The organism is Mycolicibacterium nivoides, from assembly GCF_003855255.1.
Classification (GTDB): domain Bacteria; phylum Actinomycetota; class Actinomycetes; order Mycobacteriales; family Mycobacteriaceae; genus Mycobacterium; species Mycobacterium nivoides.
Genome location: NZ_CP034072.1, coordinates 292,994 through 309,431, shown reverse-complemented (window position 1 = coordinate 309,431; position 16,438 = coordinate 292,994). Strand labels below are relative to the sequence as shown.

18 protein-coding genes are annotated in these 16,438 nt (G+C 68.2%); 4 read left to right on the top strand and 14 right to left on the bottom strand.

The genetic code is table 11. The features are described 5' to 3' along the window. The first annotated feature begins 70 nt into the window (after positions 1-70). Complete coding sequence (locus tag EH231_RS01525; protein ID WP_205263309.1) at positions 71-739, top strand: ACT domain-containing protein; 669 nt, start codon at positions 71-73, stop codon at positions 737-739. Between the two features lie 12 nt (positions 740-751). On the opposite strand, the gene ligA is transcribed toward EH231_RS01525, so the two are convergent. After that, complete coding sequence (ligA, locus tag EH231_RS01520) at positions 752-2,875, bottom strand: NAD-dependent DNA ligase LigA (protein ID WP_124711749.1); 2,124 nt, start codon at positions 2,873-2,875, stop codon at positions 752-754. A gap of 30 nt (positions 2,876-2,905) precedes the next feature. Beyond that, complete coding sequence (locus tag EH231_RS01515) at positions 2,906-3,496, bottom strand: class I SAM-dependent methyltransferase (RefSeq protein ID WP_164481130.1); 591 nt, start codon at positions 3,494-3,496, stop codon at positions 2,906-2,908. 98 nt (positions 3,497-3,594) lie between these two features. Between EH231_RS01515 and EH231_RS01510 the strand changes: the two genes are divergently transcribed. After that, a complete protein-coding gene (locus EH231_RS01510; protein WP_124711747.1) occupies positions 3,595-3,996 on the top strand; it encodes an MmcQ/YjbR family DNA-binding protein in 402 nt (133 codons plus the stop codon). 11 nt (positions 3,997-4,007) lie between these two features. Continuing rightward, positions 4,008-5,582, top strand: coding sequence for a 4-coumarate--CoA ligase family protein (locus EH231_RS01505; RefSeq protein WP_124711746.1), 1,575 nt, complete (start codon positions 4,008-4,010; stop codon positions 5,580-5,582). Here the strand turns inward: EH231_RS01505 and EH231_RS01500 are convergent. The 12 genes from EH231_RS01500 to EH231_RS01445 all read right to left on the bottom strand — a co-directional run bounded on the left by EH231_RS01500 (position 5,579) and on the right by EH231_RS01445 (position 15,411). After that, complete coding sequence (locus tag EH231_RS01500; protein ID WP_124711745.1) at positions 5,579-5,911, bottom strand: ArsR/SmtB family transcription factor; 333 nt, start codon at positions 5,909-5,911, stop codon at positions 5,579-5,581. The two genes, EH231_RS01505 and EH231_RS01500, sit on opposite strands and share 4 nt — an antisense overlap. After that, entirely contained in the window at positions 5,908-6,402 is a 495-nt protein-coding gene (locus tag EH231_RS01495) for an SRPBCC family protein (protein ID WP_124711744.1), read from the bottom strand. Before EH231_RS01495 ends, EH231_RS01500 begins: the two co-directional genes overlap by 4 nt. 69 nt (positions 6,403-6,471) lie before the next feature. Then, positions 6,472-7,482, bottom strand: coding sequence for a uroporphyrinogen decarboxylase/cobalamine-independent methonine synthase family protein (locus EH231_RS01490; protein WP_124711743.1), 1,011 nt, complete (start codon positions 7,480-7,482; stop codon positions 6,472-6,474). Between the two features lie 10 nt (positions 7,483-7,492). Next, positions 7,493-8,563, bottom strand: a complete 1,071-nt coding sequence (mnmA, locus tag EH231_RS01485) for a tRNA 2-thiouridine(34) synthase MnmA (protein ID WP_124711742.1) — start codon at positions 8,561-8,563, stop codon at positions 7,493-7,495. Beyond that, on the bottom strand, positions 8,560-9,786 hold the full coding sequence (locus EH231_RS01480; RefSeq protein WP_164480726.1) for a cysteine desulfurase family protein: 1,227 nt from the start codon (positions 9,784-9,786) through the stop codon (positions 8,560-8,562). The genes mnmA and EH231_RS01480 overlap by 4 nt, the downstream gene beginning before the upstream one ends. A 47-nt stretch (positions 9,787-9,833) precedes the next feature. Further along, positions 9,834-10,670, bottom strand: coding sequence for a lysophospholipid acyltransferase family protein (locus tag EH231_RS01475; RefSeq protein ID WP_124711741.1), 837 nt, complete (start codon positions 10,668-10,670; stop codon positions 9,834-9,836). Next, positions 10,667-11,515 (bottom strand): GNAT family N-acetyltransferase, encoded by an 849-nt coding sequence (locus EH231_RS01470; RefSeq protein ID WP_090424992.1) that lies wholly within the window; start codon positions 11,513-11,515, stop codon positions 10,667-10,669. The genes EH231_RS01475 and EH231_RS01470 overlap by 4 nt, the downstream gene beginning before the upstream one ends. 87 nt (positions 11,516-11,602) lie before the next feature. Further along, a complete protein-coding gene (locus EH231_RS01465) occupies positions 11,603-12,262 on the bottom strand; it encodes a nitroreductase (protein WP_124711740.1) in 660 nt (219 codons plus the stop codon). Then, complete coding sequence (locus EH231_RS01460; protein WP_090424990.1) at positions 12,262-12,672, bottom strand: cupin domain-containing protein; 411 nt, start codon at positions 12,670-12,672, stop codon at positions 12,262-12,264. The genes EH231_RS01465 and EH231_RS01460 overlap by 1 nt, the downstream gene beginning before the upstream one ends. A 1-nt stretch (position 12,673) precedes the next feature. Continuing rightward, positions 12,674-13,417: an SDR family oxidoreductase gene (locus tag EH231_RS01455; RefSeq protein WP_124711739.1), complete on the bottom strand. Its 744-nt coding sequence runs from the start codon at positions 13,415-13,417 to the stop codon at positions 12,674-12,676. A gap of 212 nt (positions 13,418-13,629) precedes the next feature. Next, on the bottom strand, positions 13,630-14,586 hold the full coding sequence (locus tag EH231_RS01450) for an electron transfer flavoprotein subunit alpha/FixB family protein (protein WP_044517417.1): 957 nt from the start codon (positions 14,584-14,586) through the stop codon (positions 13,630-13,632). A 33-nt stretch (positions 14,587-14,619) separates the two neighbouring features. Further along, complete coding sequence (locus EH231_RS01445; protein WP_044517415.1) at positions 14,620-15,411, bottom strand: electron transfer flavoprotein subunit beta/FixA family protein; 792 nt, start codon at positions 15,409-15,411, stop codon at positions 14,620-14,622. Between the two features lie 217 nt (positions 15,412-15,628). On the opposite strand from EH231_RS01445, the gene EH231_RS01440 reads away from it, so the two are divergent. Continuing rightward, positions 15,629-16,414 carry a class I SAM-dependent methyltransferase gene (locus tag EH231_RS01440; RefSeq protein WP_090424988.1) on the top strand — a complete coding sequence of 262 codons (786 nt, stop codon included), beginning with the start codon at positions 15,629-15,631 and terminating at the stop codon, positions 16,412-16,414. The last annotated feature ends 24 nt before the right edge of the window (positions 16,415-16,438 follow it).

Below are 16,438 nucleotides of genomic sequence, written 5' to 3'. Positions count from 1 at the left end.
GGGATCGGTCCAGCCTCGGCAGTGCTTCGGGCGGGTCACCGGCATGCCCCGCTGCGCCCGCTGTGCAAAGGTGATGCGCGTGCCTTCGTATCTGCTGCGGGTCCAGCTAGAGGACCGACCAGGCAGCCTCGGCTCACTCGCCGTGGCGCTCGGCTCGGTCGGTGCCGACATCCTGTCGCTCGACGTCGTCGAGCGCGGAGCCGGCTACGCGATCGACGATCTGGTCGTCGATCTGCCGCAGGGCTCCATGCCGGACACCTTGATCACCGCCGCCGAGAACCTGTCGGGCGTCTTCGTCGACAGCATCCGCCCCCATACCGGGCTGCTGGAGGCACACCGTGAGCTCGAGCTGATCGACCATGTCGCCGCCGCGCATTCGAAGGCCGCGCGGCTGAAGGTGCTCGCCGAAGAAGCACCCCGGGTGCTGCGCGTCAGCTGGTGTGTCGTGGTCCGGTCCACCGCAACCGGCGTCGAGCGCATCGCCGGGAGTCACGGCGCTCCCGAGACGCAGGCCCAGTCGGCGCCGTGGTTGCCGTTGCAGCAGGCCGCCGCTCTCGACGGCACCGAGGATTGGGTGCCGCAGGTGTGGCGCGACATGGACACCACACTGGCCGCCGCACCCTTGGGCGACCCGAACACCGCGGTGGTGCTGGGCCGTCCCGGCGGTCCGGGGTTCCGGCCCTCCGAGGTGGCGCGGTTGGGCTATCTGGCCGGGATCGTCGCCACGATCCTGCGCTGAAACGCCCTGCGGCTAGCTCTCTTCGGGCTCTGCGGCGTCCGGTCCCGCTTGCGGGCCTTCGGCGAGCAGCGCGCGGAAGCCGTCCTCGTCGAGGATCGGGACACCGAGTTCTACGGCCTTGTCGTACTTGGATCCGGGCGCGTCACCGGCGACCACGTAGGCGGTCTTCTTGGAGACCGAGCTTGCGGCCTTGCCGCCGCGGCTGATGATGGCCTCCTTGGCCTCATCGCGGGAGAACCCGGGTAGGGATCCGGTCACCACGATCGACAGACCCTCCAGCGTGCGCTCGATGCTCGCGTCGCGTTCGTCGGCCATCCGGACCCCGGCGGCGCGCCACTTGTCCACGATCGCGCGGTGCCAATCGACGGTGAACCAGTCGATGACGGCGGCGGCGATCGTCGGGCCGACCCCTTCCACCGCGGCGAGTTGCTCCTCGCTCGCCGCGACGATGGCGTCGAGGCTGGCGAATTCGGTGGCCAGTGCCCGCGCCGCGGTGGGCCCCACGTGGCGGATCGACAACGCCACCAGTACCCGCCACAGCGGCTGGGCCTTGGCCTTGTCCAGATTGGCCAGCAGGCGCTTGCCGTTGGCCGACAGCTCGCCGGCCTTGGTCGTGAACAGCTCGGTGCGCAGCAACTGGTCGGCGGTCAGGGTGAACAGATCGCCCTCGTCGGCGATCACCCCGGCCTGCAGCAGCGCGGTCGCTGCCTCGTAGCCGAGCCCCTCGATGTCGAACGCGCCACGCCCTGCCACGTGAAACACCCTCTCCCGCAACTGCGCCGGGCAACTGCGGGTATTCGGGCAGCGGATGTCGGCGTCGCCCTCCTTGGCCGGCGCCAGCACGGTGCCGCATTCGGGGCAGTTGGTCGGCATGACGAACGCATGCTCGGAGCCGTCGCGCAGGTCGACCACCGGGCCGAGGACCTCGGGGATGACGTCGCCGGCCTTGCGGATCACCACGGTGTCGCCGATCAGCACCCCCTTGCGCTGAACTTCGGTCGCATTGTGCAGCGTGGCAAGGCCGACGGTGGAACCGGCCACCTTGACCGGCTCCATGTAGGCGAACGGGGTGACCCGGCCGGTCCGCCCCACGCTCACCCGGATGTCGAGCAGCTTCGTGGTGGCCTCTTCCGGCGGGTATTTGTAGGCCACCGCCCAGCGAGGTGCGCGCGAGGTCGCGCCGAGCCGGCGCTGCAGCGCCACCTCGTCGACCTTGACGACCAGACCGTCGATCTCGTGGTCGACGTCATGGCGGTGCTCACCCCAGTAGGCGATCCGCTCGGCGACCGCGGCGACACCGGACACCCTGGCGGTGTGCTCGGAGACCGGCAGACCCCACGCACCCAGCGCCCGATAGGCGTCATGCAGGGACGCGGGGCTGAATCCTTCGGCGTGCCCGAGCCCGTGGCAGATCATCCGGAGTCTGCGCCGCGCGGTGACCGCTGGGTTCTTCTGACGCAGCGAGCCCGCCGCACTGTTGCGCGGGTTGGCGAAAGGAGGCTTGCCCTCGGCCACCAACCCGGCGTTGAGCTCCTCGAAGTCGGCGACCCGGAAGAACACCTCGCCGCGCACCTCCAGCACGGCAGGCACCGGAAACTCGTCGGAAGCCGTCAATTTCTCCGGGATGTCGGTGATGGTGCGGGCGTTGAGCGTCACATCCTCACCGCTGCGCCCGTCACCCCGCGTAGCGGCCCGCACCAGCCTGCCGTCGCGGTACACGAGCGCCAGGGCGACACCGTCGATCTTCAGCTCGCACAAATAGTGCGCGGCGTCGCCCGTCTCCCCGCTGATCCGGGCCGCCCAGGCCGAGAGCTCATCGGAATCGAACACGTTGTCCAGGGACAACATCCGTTCCAGATGCTCGGCGGGCGCGAATTCGGTGGCGAACCCGGCGCCGCCGACCAACTGGGTCGGGGAATCCGGGGTTCGCAGCTCGGGATGGTCGGCTTCCAGGGCCTGCAGTTCGCGCAGCAGGGCGTCGAACTGAGCGTCCGAGACGATGGGCGCGTCTTTGACGTAGTACCGGAACTGGTGTTCACGTACCTCGTCGGCAAGCTCCTGCCAGCGTCGCCGCACGTCGGCATCGGCCTGTTCGGGCAGCGCGGCGTCGGCGTCTACGGTTGGCTTCTCGCTCACTCTGGCAGGCTAGCGGAGCCCGCCGACAGCTCATGGCAGCGGCAAGCGCCGAAATCTGACGATGTCGTGCCAGCGGTTCCCGGTGGCATCGCAGAACTCGAAATCGTCGGCTTCCACCAGCTCACGCAGATCGTCGACGCTGAGGCGGTCCGGGTCGGGGAATCCTTCCCGAAACACCAGCAGCGCACCGGGTTTGAGAATCCGGTGCAAGGACCGGATGCACCCCCGCTTGTCCGATATCTCGCCGAACGCCGAAGCCAGGAACGCCACGTCGAAACTGTCGTCATAGAACGGCAGCTCTTCGTCGGCATCGCCGCTGTGGAAGCTGACGTTGTAGCACTCGGCACGGTCGAGTGCGCTGCGAGACTTGTCCAGCATCTCCAGCTGAACATCGAGCAGGTCCAGTCGCCCCCGGTGCAGGTTGCGGGCGATCGCGACGCTGAAGTATCCAGGGCCCGGCCCGATTTCGAGTACCCGCTCGAATCCGGTCAGGTCGAGCCGCTTGACGGCACGCTCGTCGTCTCCGCTGAGTCGGCGCAACGGATTGTTGAGGAAATAGGCGGCCTGATGCGGATAGGGATACCCACCCGGTCGGCGGGTTTGCCGGGTGAGGGAATCCAACCAAGTCGTGGGCATGTCCACCTTCCTGCGATTGAGCAAGGTAAGGCTAGCCTAATTTCTAATCAGCCCGGGCGGGTCCCTACCGCTACTCTGTCGACATGCCGCACCCGATCATGTTCAGCGATGACGACCTGGGCCTGGCCGAACTCCGCACCGTGGCCCTGGGATTTCCCGAGGCCTTCGAGAAGATCTCCTGGGGTCGGCCGGTGTTCTGCGCGCCGAAGATGTTCGCCATGTACGGCGGAAACGTGAAGCCGGAGGGCCGCGGCGAGATGGTGCCGTATCCCCACTCGCTGCTGATCAAGGTCGACGAGAGCGACCGCCGGGCACTCGAACAGGACAGCCGCTTCTTCTTCCCGGCCTACATGAGTCCTTTCGGCTGGCTCGGTCTGGACTTCAGTGCGGCGAAGGTAGATTGGGTCGAGGTCCGCGAACTCATCGACGCCTCGTTCCGGTTGGTCGCCTCGCGCCGACTCATCAAACAACTCGACGAGAACTGATCGGAAGCCCCATGAGTTTCGCCAGTCCATTCCCCGACGTCGACCTGCCGACCGTCAGCGTCTACGACTATCTCTTCGCCGGCATGTCGGCGGCCGATGCCGGCCGGACCGCCCTGGTGGACGCCAAGTCCGGTACCGAGACCAGCTACGGCGACCTGGTGAGCCGGATCGACGCGTTCGCCGGCGGGCTGGCGGCTCGCGGGATCGGCGTCGGCGACGTGGTGGCACTGCTGTCCCCCAACAGTTCGGGTTTCGCGATCGCGTTCCACGGGATCCTGCGCGCGGGCGCCACCGCCACCACCGTCAACGCACTGTTCACCGCGCGTGACATCACCAAGCAACTCAAGGATTCGAAGGCGCGCCTGCTGGTAACGGTGAACGCGCTGCTGCCGCAGGCCCTCGAGGGAGCACTGGCGGCAGGCCTCACCGAAGACCAGGTGGTGGTGCTCGACGGTGACGGCCTCGGCGCCGAAGGCCCGGCACCCGACGTGAGCTTCGATCCGGCTACGCACCTGGCCGCGCTCCCCTACAGCTCGGGCACCACGGCCAACCCCAAGGGCGTCATGCTCACGCACGCCAACCTGACGGCGAACGTGGCCCAGATCCGCCCACTGCAGGGCCTGACCTCCGATGACCGGCTGTTGGCAGTTCTGCCGTTCTTCCACATCTACGGCATGACGGTGCTGCTCAACGCCGCCCTGCACGCCCGCGCACAACTCGTCGTCATGCCGTCATTCGATCTCGGCGAATTCCTCGACAACATCGCGACGCACCGGTGCACGTTCGTCTACATCGCCCCGCCGGTGGCCGTCGCCCTGGCCAAGCACCCGCTGGTCGATTCCTACGACCTGTCCTCACTGCGGGCCGTCCTGTCCGGCGCCGCCTCGCTCGATGCCGATCTGGGCCGCGCCGTGGCAGATCGATTGAGCTGCACGGTGTCTCAGGGCTACGGCATGAGCGAGCTCAGCCCGGTCAGCCACATCACCCCGCACGACGGTGGGCTGGCGTCGGTCGGCACGGTCGCGCCGCTGGACTCGTGCGGCTGGACCGTTCCCAACAGTGTCAGCAAGCTGGTCGACCCAGACACCGGCCATGAAATCGACATCCCCGCCGAGGGTTTGAGCGCAACCGGCGAGCTGTGGTTCAAGGGGCCCAACGTGATGGCCGGCTACCTGGGCAATGAGGCGGCCACTCGGGAGACCATCGACGCCGACGGGTTCCTGCACACCGGAGATCTGGCCCAGGTCGATTCCTACGGCTGCGTCTACGTCGTCGACCGACTGAAGGAACTCATCAAGTACAAGGGCTACCAGGTCCCGCCGGCCGAACTGGAGGCTGTGCTGCTGGGCCATCCCAACATCGCCGATGCCGCGGTGATCGGGGTGCAGGACAAGGAATCCGGCGAGGAAGTGCCGAAAGCCTTCGTGGTCAAACAGCCTTCGTCCGAGTTGAGCGCCGATGAGGTGATGACGTTCGTGGCCGGCCTGGTGGCGCCCTACAAGAAGGTGCGCCAGGTCGAGTTCATCGACGCGATCCCCAAGTCGTCGGCCGGCAAGATCCTGCGCCGGGAGCTGCGCGGCAGCTAGTCCTCGACGTAGGCCCGCAGGCGGTCGATCGCGTTGTCCCAGCCCCGCGACAGTGCCGTGAGGTAGTCACTGGCCTGCACCAGCGGCTCGGGCTGGATCCGCCAGATCCGTTCGCGGCCTTTGCGATCGCTGGCCACCAAACCCACCGCCTCCAGCAGCAACAGGTGCTTGGTCGCGGCCTGACGGGTCACCGGAATCACCTGAGTCAGTTGCACCGTCGAACACGGGCCGCCCTCACAGAGCCGGGTGACGATGCGTAACCGGTTGGCATCGCCGAGCGCATTGAAAAACGGGGACAGCGGTTCGGCCGAACCGACGGCGGCCGTCACACCGACTCACCGAGCGCGAGGTACTTGCGCACCATCTCGGCCTGATGGGCCCAGCCCTCGCTGTTGGACTCGAATGCCGACTTCCGCCGCTCGGCGGGAATCGCGTCGAATCCCGACTCGACGATGCGCAGCAGGACCCCGCCGTCGGCCTCGGCCAGTGTGAACTCCACCAGGGTGGTCGGCGCCCCGGGCTCACGGGAGCCGGGTTCGACGGCATAGGGGTGCCAGCGGAAGGCCAGCCGATGCGGCGGCTCGACCGCAACGATGTGCCAGGCGTCGGCTTCGCCGGCGTAGGGCTCCTGCATGGCGGCGACCTCTTCGTCGACCTCGGTCGGCGTCATCACACCGTTGACCGATTCCCCGGCGACGAACGGTCCGTCGAACCGGACCCCGAACCAGCGGCCGAATTCCTCGGAATCGCTGATCGCCCGCCACACCCGGTCCAGGGGCGCCTTGAGCAGAACTTCCTTCTCGATCCGATCAGCACTCATACGCAACCTTTCAGTTGCCCTTCAGCCTAGGACCGTGCGCGGCCAAGAGCAACCTTTTGGTTGCTTTTTCTAGATGGCGTCCGGATCTTCGGCGAACGCGTCGGCGACCTTCTGTGCGAATTCCACAGCGGTGCGCGCCCATTGCGACGTGGCACCGGCCAACCCACAGGACGGCGTGATGCCGATGCGGTCCCGCAGCACAGCCCGGGCGAACCCGAGTCGATCGGTGAGCGCCACCGCCGCCTTGGCGATTTCTTCGACCGACGGCCTGCTCTCGGGCGCGACCGAAGGCACCACACCGAGCAGCACGGTACGTCCCGAGTCGACGAACTCCCCGACACCGTCCAGATCCGCCGGCGTCAGAGTCGAGACGTCGACCGAAACGGCATGAACAGTGCTGCGCAACAAGGCCTTCCACGGCAGCTCGGGTGCACAACTGTGCAGTGCGACGTCCACCCCGGCCGCGGCGACACACGCGTCGATCAGGTTCATCGCCAACGGCTCGTCCACGGGATGCACCGGGGTGAAACTGGTGACCCCCGACAGCCGGCCCGCCAGCGCGGCAGGCAGTGACGGTTCATCCAACTGGACCACCACCGGGGTCTCCAACCGCCGGGCCACCTCGGCACGGTGGATCGACAGGCCCTCGGCCAGGGAGGCCGAAAGATCCCGCAGCGCACCGTGATCGGTGATGGCCCGATGCCCGTTGGGCAGTTCCAGCTGAGCAGCCAGCGTGATCGGACCGGGCGCCTGCACCTTGACGGCGCGCCCGCTGCCCCGCAGCCCCGCACGCTCCCAGGCTTCTTCCAGCGCATCGATGTCCTCGCCGAGCAGGCTCTCGGCGCGTCGCAGGGCAGCGCTGCGGCCACCGGCGATGCGGTATCCGCGCGGCACGGTGTCGATGCCGATGTCGACCAGCAGGGCCCCGGCCCGACCGATCAGGTCGGCGCCGATCCCCCGCGCCGGCAGTTCCACGAGGTGCGACAGGGTGTGCAGTTCACCGACGACAACTTCTGCGGCAGCCCGTGGCTGGGTGCCCGGCCAGGAACCGATACCGGTGGCCGCTGCGAAGACGCTCATCCGTCGATGCTCACGCGCGCGCGATGGTCGCGCTGGCGATGACCTCGTCACCGTCGGAGTCAGGCCGGTACAGCACCATGGTCTGTCCGGGGGCCACCCCGCGCAGCGGTGCCCGCAGGGAAACCGCCAGCCGGCCGTCGCGCAGCTCGGCCACCGCGTCGGTGATCCCGCCGTGCGCCCGCACCTGAATCTGGCATTCGACCGGCCCCTGCAGCGGAGCCCCGCTGGTGAACACGGGCTTGTCGCCGACCAGTTCCCAGATCTCGAGGTCCTCGGCCGGTCCGACCCGCACCGTGCCCGTCTCGGCGTCGATCGCGGTGACGTAGCGCGGTCGGCCGTCGGCACCCGGCCCCGCGATACCCAGACCCTTGCGCTGTCCGATGGTGAAGCCGTGCACGCCGTCGTGTTCGGCGAGCACCGCACCTTCGTTGTCGATCACCGAGCCGCGACGGACCCCGATCCGGGCGCCCAGGAAGGCTTGGGTGTCTCCGGATGGGATGAAGCAGATGTCATGGCTGTCAGGCTTTTTCGCGACGGCCAGGCCACGCTCGGCGGCCTCGGCCCGGATCTGCGACTTGGGCGTGTCACCGATCGGGAAGAGCGCATGCGACAGCTGTTCGGCGGTCAGCACACCAAGCACGTAGGACTGGTCCTTGTCGGCGTCGACCGCGCGGCGCAGCCGGCCGTCGGCCAGCCGTGCGTAGTGACCGGTGGCCACCGCGTCGAAACCGAGCGCCAGCGCCCGCGCCGCCAGCGCAGAGAACTTGATCCGCTCATTGCACCGCACACAGGGGTTCGGGGTCTCGCCGCGGGCGTACGACTCGACGAAGTCGTCGATCACGTCGTCCTTGAACCGGTCGGCGAAGTCCCAGACGTAGAACGGGATGTCGAGAATGTCGGCCACCCGGCGGGCATCGCCCGCATCCTCCTTGGAGCAGCACCCCCGGGATCCGGTGCGCAACGTCCCCGGCGCCGACGACAGCGCCATGTGCACTCCGACGACGTCGTGGCCGGCATCGACCATCCGGGCGGCGGCCACCGAGGAATCCACGCCGCCGCTCATCGCGACCAGGACTCTCATGAGAAGGTCCTCCCGGCGCTGGCCAGCGCCGCCTGCCGGGCCCGCTCGACCGCCGCGGGCAGCACCTCCAGCACCGCGTCGACATCGGCGTCGGTGCTGGTGTGTCCCAACGAGAATCGCAGTGAACCCCGCGCGGTGGCCGGATCGGCGCCCATGGCGATCAGGACGTGCGACGGCTGTGCCACACCGGCGGTGCACGCCGACCCGGTGGAGCATTCGACGCCCTTGGCGTCGAGCAGCATCAGAAGCGAGTCGCCTTCGCAGCCGCGGAAGGTGAAGTGCGTGTTGGCGGGAAGCCGGTCGGCTCCCTGCGGCCCGTTCAGATGGGTGTCCTCGATGGTGGACAGCACGCCGTCGATCAGCCGGTCCCGCAACGCCTGCACCCGGGCACTGTGCTCGGCGAGCCCCCCGATGGCCACCTCGGCGGCCGCGGCCATCGCAACGGCACCGGCCACGTCGGGTGTCCCGGACCGGACGTCGCGCTCCTGACCGCCGCCGTGCAGCAGCGGCACGCAGGCGGTGTCCCGACGCAGCACCAGCGCGCCTACGCCCATCGGGCCGCCGAACTTGTGCGCGGCAACGCTCATCGCCGCCAGGCCGGTTTCGGTGAAATCGACCGGGATCTGCCCGACGGCCTGGATGGCGTCGCTGTGCATCGGGACCTCGAACTCGGCCGCGACGGCGGCCAGCTCGGCGATCGGCATGATCGTGCCGACCTCGTTGTTGGCCCACATGATGCTGATCAGGGCGACGTCAGCCGGTCCGTCGCCGGCCTCGAGCGCCGAGCGCAGCGACTCGGGTGCGACGGCACCCTCGGCGTCGACCGGCAGCCAGGTCACCTCGGCGCCCTCGTGATCGACCAGCCACTGCACGGCGTCCAGAACGGCGTGATGCTCGACAGCGGTGGTGATGATCCGGCGCCGCGCCGGCTCGGCATCGCGGCGGGCCCAGTAGATGCCCTTGACGGCGAGGTTGTCGCTCTCGGTGCCACCAGCGGTGAAGATCACCTCCGAGGGGCGACAGCCCAGCAGGCGGGCCAACGTCTCACGGGCCTCCTCCATGCGGCGGCGCGCCAGCCGGCCGGAACCGTGCAGCGACGACGCGTTGCCGACGGTGGCCAGCGCAGCGGTCATCGCCTCGATGGCAGCGGCGTGCATCGGGGTGGTGGCGGCGTGATCGAGATAGACCGGCCCGCCTGAGGAGGAGGTCAGGATGGAGGCCATAGCCCTCCTAGGATAGCCGCTGGCAGGCGACCCTCCCTCCGGCCTCCTCAGGCCGCCAGCACGTGCGCGGGAGCGCCAGGGAGCTCCTGGTGGGCGCGCACCACCGCCTCGCAGCGCCCGGCCAGGGCCCGTCGGTCGTCTCCCGGCAGCTGCAGAGACCCGACGTGGACGTGGCACACCGTGCGACGTGCGGTGATGACCCGCCGCACCGACCGCAGCAGGGTGTCCTCCCCCACAAAGGCCGGAATCGTCGACGGCCGGCCGTCGCGGTGGCGGTAGACCAGGCGTAACGGCTGCACCGGCCGGGCCGCGTCGATCGCGGCCTGGAACATCGCCGGCCGGAACGGTCCGTAGGCCAGGCCACACCAGGTGGTGCCCTCCGGGAAGGCCACCACGGTGTGTCCGGCGCGCAGGCGCTCGGCCACGGTGTGTACCACCGCGGGCAGCCTGCGCAGGCTGCCCCGGTCGATCGGGATCACCTTCATCACCCGGGTCAGCCGGCCCACCGCGGGCCATTCGACCAGGTCCGCCCGGGCCACGAACGAGCCGGGCAGCACCGCACCGATCGTGAAGATGTCGAGCCATGACACGTGGCCGCTGACCACGAGCACGCCCTTCAGGTTGCGAATAGGTCCGCCCGACAATGAGATCCGGACTCCGAAGCAGCGCAGCATCAACCGGCAGTAGAAACGCTGCACATGTGAGCGGCCCGGTATCGGCACCGCCAGCAGGGGCACGCCGGGCGCCAGGATGACGGCCATCACCACCCGCACCGAAGTGCGGATCCACACCACCAGCCGACGGCCGGCGTCGGCGCCGCCGGCATGCACGCAACTGCCGTCGCACGAGGCCTTGGGCAGCCAGGAGTGATCACATGTGGTCATGAGGCGCCCCCGGCCATCCCGTCGGCCATGTCGGCCGCGGCCGACACCGAGCGCAGGCGCTTGAGATAGCGGACGTCGGCGCGGCGCTTGTCCAGGAGGGCCGGGAAGTCCCCCACCCCGAAGTCGGGGTCGTGGGCCGGTTCCCCGCACACCTGCGCGCCCAGGCGCAGGTACCCCCGCATCAGCGGTGGCACCGTGGTCCGCGAGGGCGGGTCGATGTCATCGAGCCCTCTGCCGTCCAGCATCACCGGCCGGTACGGGTACACCGTGTGTTCGGCAGGAGCGGCGTGGCGACGCCGCACGAAGTCGCGGACCCCTCGGATCTGGGTTCCCGGTGGGCCGTCCGCGTTCCCGGCGACCGGCACCGAAACGCAGCCCGTCACGTAGTCGTACCCGGAACGGTCCAGGTAGGCCAGGATGCCCGCCCACATGAGCAGGACGACGGCACCGTTGCGGTGGTCGGTCCGCACCACCGCACGGCCCATTTCGACCAGGGACGGCCGCAATGCGTCGAGGCCGCGCACATCGAACTCGGTGGCCGTGTAGAGCCCGCCCGCGGCGATGGCGCCGGGCGGCGGCAGCATCCGGTAGCAGCCCACCAACTCGCCGGTGCGGTCCTCACGTACCAGCAGATGGTCGCAATGCTCGTCGAACCGGTCGGCGTCACGTCCGTCGGCAGCCCCGGTGAGGGTGAATCCGGGTTCGGAGGTGAACACGTCGTGGCGGAGCCGCTGGGCGGCTTCGATGAGCTCGGGGTCGGCGGACAACAACAGGGTGTAGCGCGGCGCATCGGGCGCCGCGCTGTCGGTGTGATCAGCGGCGATGAGTACAGATGCAGTGCTCATAACCAGCACGGTCGCCCAGCCGGGTCTCCATACGGCATCGCCTGTGTGACATGTCTGTGAGCGCCAGGTGACTTTTTGGGCTGCCGGTCAGTCCTGCAGGAACACCACGTTCTCGCCGATCGGGTTGCGCGGTGTGTCCAGGTGATTCGCCGCAAATTGGGGGTCGGCATAGCCGATCGACAGCCCACTCAGGATCGTCAGATCGTCGGGAATCCCCAGTTGTTCGCGCAGTACGTCGGGATAGAACGAGATGGACACCTGCACGCAACTGCCGAGACCCCGTTCGTTCAACGCCAACAGCAGGATCTGCAGGAACATCCCGACCCCCATCGCGTCGACGTTGGTGAAATCCCGGTGCATGCAGACCACCCCGGCGACGGGCGCGTGGAAGAACTCCCAGTTGCGCTTCTGGGCAGCCCAGCGTCCCTCGGCGTCGTCGCGGGCGATCCCCATTGCCCCGTAGACCAGGGCACCACTCTCGCGGCGCAGGTGAGCGAACCGCGGCGGAAGGCCCGCGGAGCCGACCGCCGGCGGTGCCGCCTCGACCGCGGCGAGCAGCGCGTCCACCAATCGGTCGCGCCGCTCGCCGGTGGCGAAGAAGACGTGCCAGGGTTGTGTGTTCGAGTTCGACGGCGCCCGCACTGCCAACGCGAGCGCCTCGTCCAGGAGCTCACGTGGAACAGGCTTGTCCGGCAGGAACATTCGTGACGAACGACGCGACCGGACGACGTCTCCGAACTCGGCCATCAGCGAACTCGCCGGTCCTTGCGGGCCTCGAGCTCCTCGTCTTCGACGATGACGAGCATGGGTTCACCTGGCACACACAGCATGTTGACGAGGAACTTCAGCGGAATGTCGTCACGGTTGTTGGCATCCGAGTAGTGGATGACGTCACCGCCGGGCTCCCAGAAGGCCTCCCCCGCCTTGACCACCCGCGGCGCCTCGCCCTCCAGCTCGAAGAGCATCTCGCCCTCCAGCACATAGCCGAAGGCGGGTCCGGCGGGATGCCGGTGTGGGGGCGCCCCAGGGGATCCCGCGGGCCACTCGATGATCGTCGTCATCACCTCGGCATTCGGCGGGATGAACGGCGGCGTCACACTGCCGATCACGGTCATCGCGTCATGAAGCGCCTGCTCGCGCTCAGCTGAGACAGGCATGTCAGCGCACCGCGATCCAGTCGGCGAAGCGGGTTTCACCAAGGATCCCGTCGTCGCCGGTCACCAGGCTGTTGTCGTCGACGGCGGTGCCGAAATACGTTGCCTGCGGGTCAATCACGACCGGCTTGTCGTCCCCCTGCCTGGCCAGCACCGCGCGTGCCATGTCGGCGAACGAGATCTTGTCGGGCCCACCGATGTTGACGATGCCGTTGAGCGGCGCGGCCTGCGCCACCTTGGCCACCTCGGCGGCGACGTCGTCCACTGAGATCAGCTGGATCCGGGCATCAGGGACGCGTACCTCGTCGCCCACCACCAGCGACCCGGTGATGGCCTCGGCGAATTCCTGGAACTGCGTGGCCCGCACGATCGTGTACGGCAGCCCGGACTCGGTGATGTTCTTCTCCTGGGCCACCTTGGCCCGCATGTAGCCACTGTCCGGCAGGCCGTCGGTGCCCACGATCGACAGCGCGACGTAGTGCCCGACACCGGTCTCCTTCGCGGCGGCCGCCAGATTGCGTGAGGACGCGGTGAAGAAGTCCATCACGGCGGCGTCTTCGAACGAGGGCGAGTTCACCACGTCCACCAGCACCTCAGCGCCGTTGAGCGCGTCGACCAGGCCCTCGCCGGTCAGGACGTTGGCACCCGACGACAGGGAGGCGGCCACCACGTCGTGCCCGGCTTCGGTGAGCAACCGCACGACCCGCGAGCCGATCTGGCCACTGGCACCTATGACTGTGATTTTCATTGTGCGAATCCCTTTCTCAACGCGCTGACAGGACCAACACTGGCACCGCGTGCCGAGATCCAAACCCTGGAAAGTCCGTAGTCCGGGGCATCCAACCCGCCGACGCCGGGTGTCACTCCAGCGTGACACTCATGGCCAATGACGAGAAGACGCAAAAGCACCCCAAAACCGAAGTTTTGGGGTGCTTTTGTGTCTGCTCGCGCAGGAAAAATCTATCCCTTGCGGGCCTTGACGGCCTCGGTCAGCTGCGGGCTGACCTTGAACAGGTCACCGACGATGCCGAGGTCGGCGATCTCGAAGATCGGCGCTTCCTCGTCCTTGTTCACCGCGATGATCGTCTTCGACGTCTGCATGCCGGCGCGGTGCTGAATCGCGCCGGAGATACCGAGGGCGATGTACAGCTGCGGCGACACCGTCTTACCGGTCTGGCCGACCTGGAACTGGCCCGGGTAGTAGCCCGAGTCGACCGCGGCGCGGGAGGCACCGACGGCGCCGCCCAGCGAGTCGGCCAGCTCCTCGACGACCGAGAAGCTCTCGGCGCTGCCGACACCACGACCACCGGCGACCACGACGCTGGCCTCGGTGAGCTCGGGGCGGTCACCGGCAACGGCGGGCTCGCGCTTGGTGATCTTGGTCGCGTTCTCGGCCTGGGCCGGAACCTCGACGTTGACGACCTCGCCGGCACCGTCGGCCGGGGCGGCCTCGATGGCACCCGGACGGACCGTGATCACCGGGGTGTCACTGGTGACCTGGGCCTCGACGGTGAAGGCACCACCGAAGATGGAGTGGACGCCCACCGCACCCTCGCGGACCTCGACCACGTCGACCAGCAGGCCCGAGCCGATACGCGCAGCCAGGCGGGCGGCGATTTCCTTGCCGTCGGCGGTGGCGGCGACGATGACGCCGGCGGGGGCGGCCGACTCGGCCAGTCCTGCCAGCACGTCGACGACGGGGGTGACCAGGTAGCTCTCCGCGTCGTCGGACTCGGCGACGTAGATCTTGGCCGCACCGGCGGCCTTCAGGCCGTCGACCAGCGGAGCCGCGGTGCCCGGCTTGCCCACCACAACAGCGGCAGGCTCGCCCAGCACGCGGGCAGCGGTAATGAGCTCGGCGCTGACCTTCTTCAATGCGCCTTCGGAGTGCTCAACGAGCACAAGTACTTCAGCCATGAGTTCTCGTTACGTCTTTCGGAAGTGGGTGGGCTAGATCAGCTTCTGGGCGACCAGGTACTCGGCGATCTTCGTGCCGCCGTCACCTTCGTCGGTCACCTTCTCACCGGCGGTCTTCGGCGGCTTCGGGGTCGAAGACAGCACCTTGGAACCGGCATTGGCAACGCCGACCTCATCGGCTTCCACGCCGATCTCGGCGAGGGTGAGCACGGTGACTTCCTTCTTCTTGGCGGCCATGATGCCCTTGAAGGAGGGGAAGCGGGGCTCGTTGATCTTCTCGTTGACGCTGACCACGGCCGGCAGCGAGGCCTCGAGGCTGAACACGCCCTCGTCGGTCTCACGCTCGGCGGTGACCTTGCCGCCCTCGACGGTCAGCTTGCGCACGTGGGTGAGCTGCGGCAGGCCCAAATACTCGGCGATCACGGCGGGGACTGCGCCGCCGACACCGTCGGTGGCCTCGTTACCGGCGATGACCAGCTCGGTGCCCTCGATGGTGCCCAGCGCGCGGGCCAGTGCCCACCCGGTCTGGATCACGTCGGAGCCGTGCAGGCCGTCGTCCTTGAGGTGCACAGCCTTGTCGGCACCCATGGACAGCGCCTTACGGATCGCCTCGGTGGCGCGCTCCGGGCCGGCGGTCAGCACGGTGACAGTGCTGTCGCCGCCCTCACGCTCCTTGATCAACAGCGCCTCTTCCACGGCGCGCTCGTTGATCTCGTCGAGCACGGCGTCGGCAGCCTCGCGGTCGAGGGTGAAATCGCCGTCGGACAGCTTGCGCTCCGACCAAGTGTCTGGGACCTGTTTGATCAGGACCACGATGTTCGTCATGACTCTGGTTCGTCCTCCTCGATGAGACCGGTGACCCGGGCTCATATCACGTTCTAGGCAACTAGCATCATGTTACCGGTCGGTAACTTTTGATGGTTCGCAGGATCACCATAGCTGGTCGGAGTTTGTATTCCGGCCTCCCCTACCACACCCCTGAGGTAGGGGAACCGTTCGCGGATAGTCCACCAGTGCTTCGCCTGGGTTAGCCTGCCTTCCAATGAGCGCTTTAGTGGAAGACCCGGACGGCGTCGAATCCCGGGCCCTACCCCTGACCGGCGAGCGGACCATCCCCGGCCTGGCCGAGGAGAACTACTGGTTTCGCCGGCATGAGGTGGTGTATCAGCGATTGGCCGGCCGGTGTGTCGATCGTGAGGTCCTGGAGGCCGGCTGCGGTGAAGGCTACGGCGCCGACCTGATCGCCGACGTGGCCCGCCGTGTCGTCGCGCTCGACTACGACGAGGCCACGGTGGCACACGTGCGGGCCCGCTATCCCCGCGTGGACATCCGGCACGGCAATCTCGCCGAGCTGCCCCTGGCCGACGAGTCGGTCGACGTCGTGGTGAACTTCCAGGTCATCGAGCACCTGTGGGATCAGGGTCAATTCGTCTCCGAGTGTTTCCGCGTCCTGCGGCCCGGCGGCGTGTTCCTGGTCTCCACCCCCAACCGGATCACCTTCTCACCCGGCCGCGACACCCCGCTCAACCCGTTCCACACCCGTGAACTCAACGGCGCGGAGCTGACCGAACTGCTCCACGACGCCGGTTTCACCGTCGAGTCGATGCTCGGGGTGTTTCACGGCGCAGGGCTGGCAGAGCTCGACGCCCGGCACGGCGGCTCGATCATCGAGGCGCAGGTGCAGCGAGCCGTGGCCGACGCTCCGTGGCCCGAGCAGCTGCTCGCCGATGTGGCCGCCGTCGGCATCGACGACTTCGATCTCACGTCCGCCGACGAACGCAACATTGACGACAGCCTCGACCTGGTCGCGATCGCGGTGCGGCCGTGACGCATCCCACTCCGGAGCCTGAAC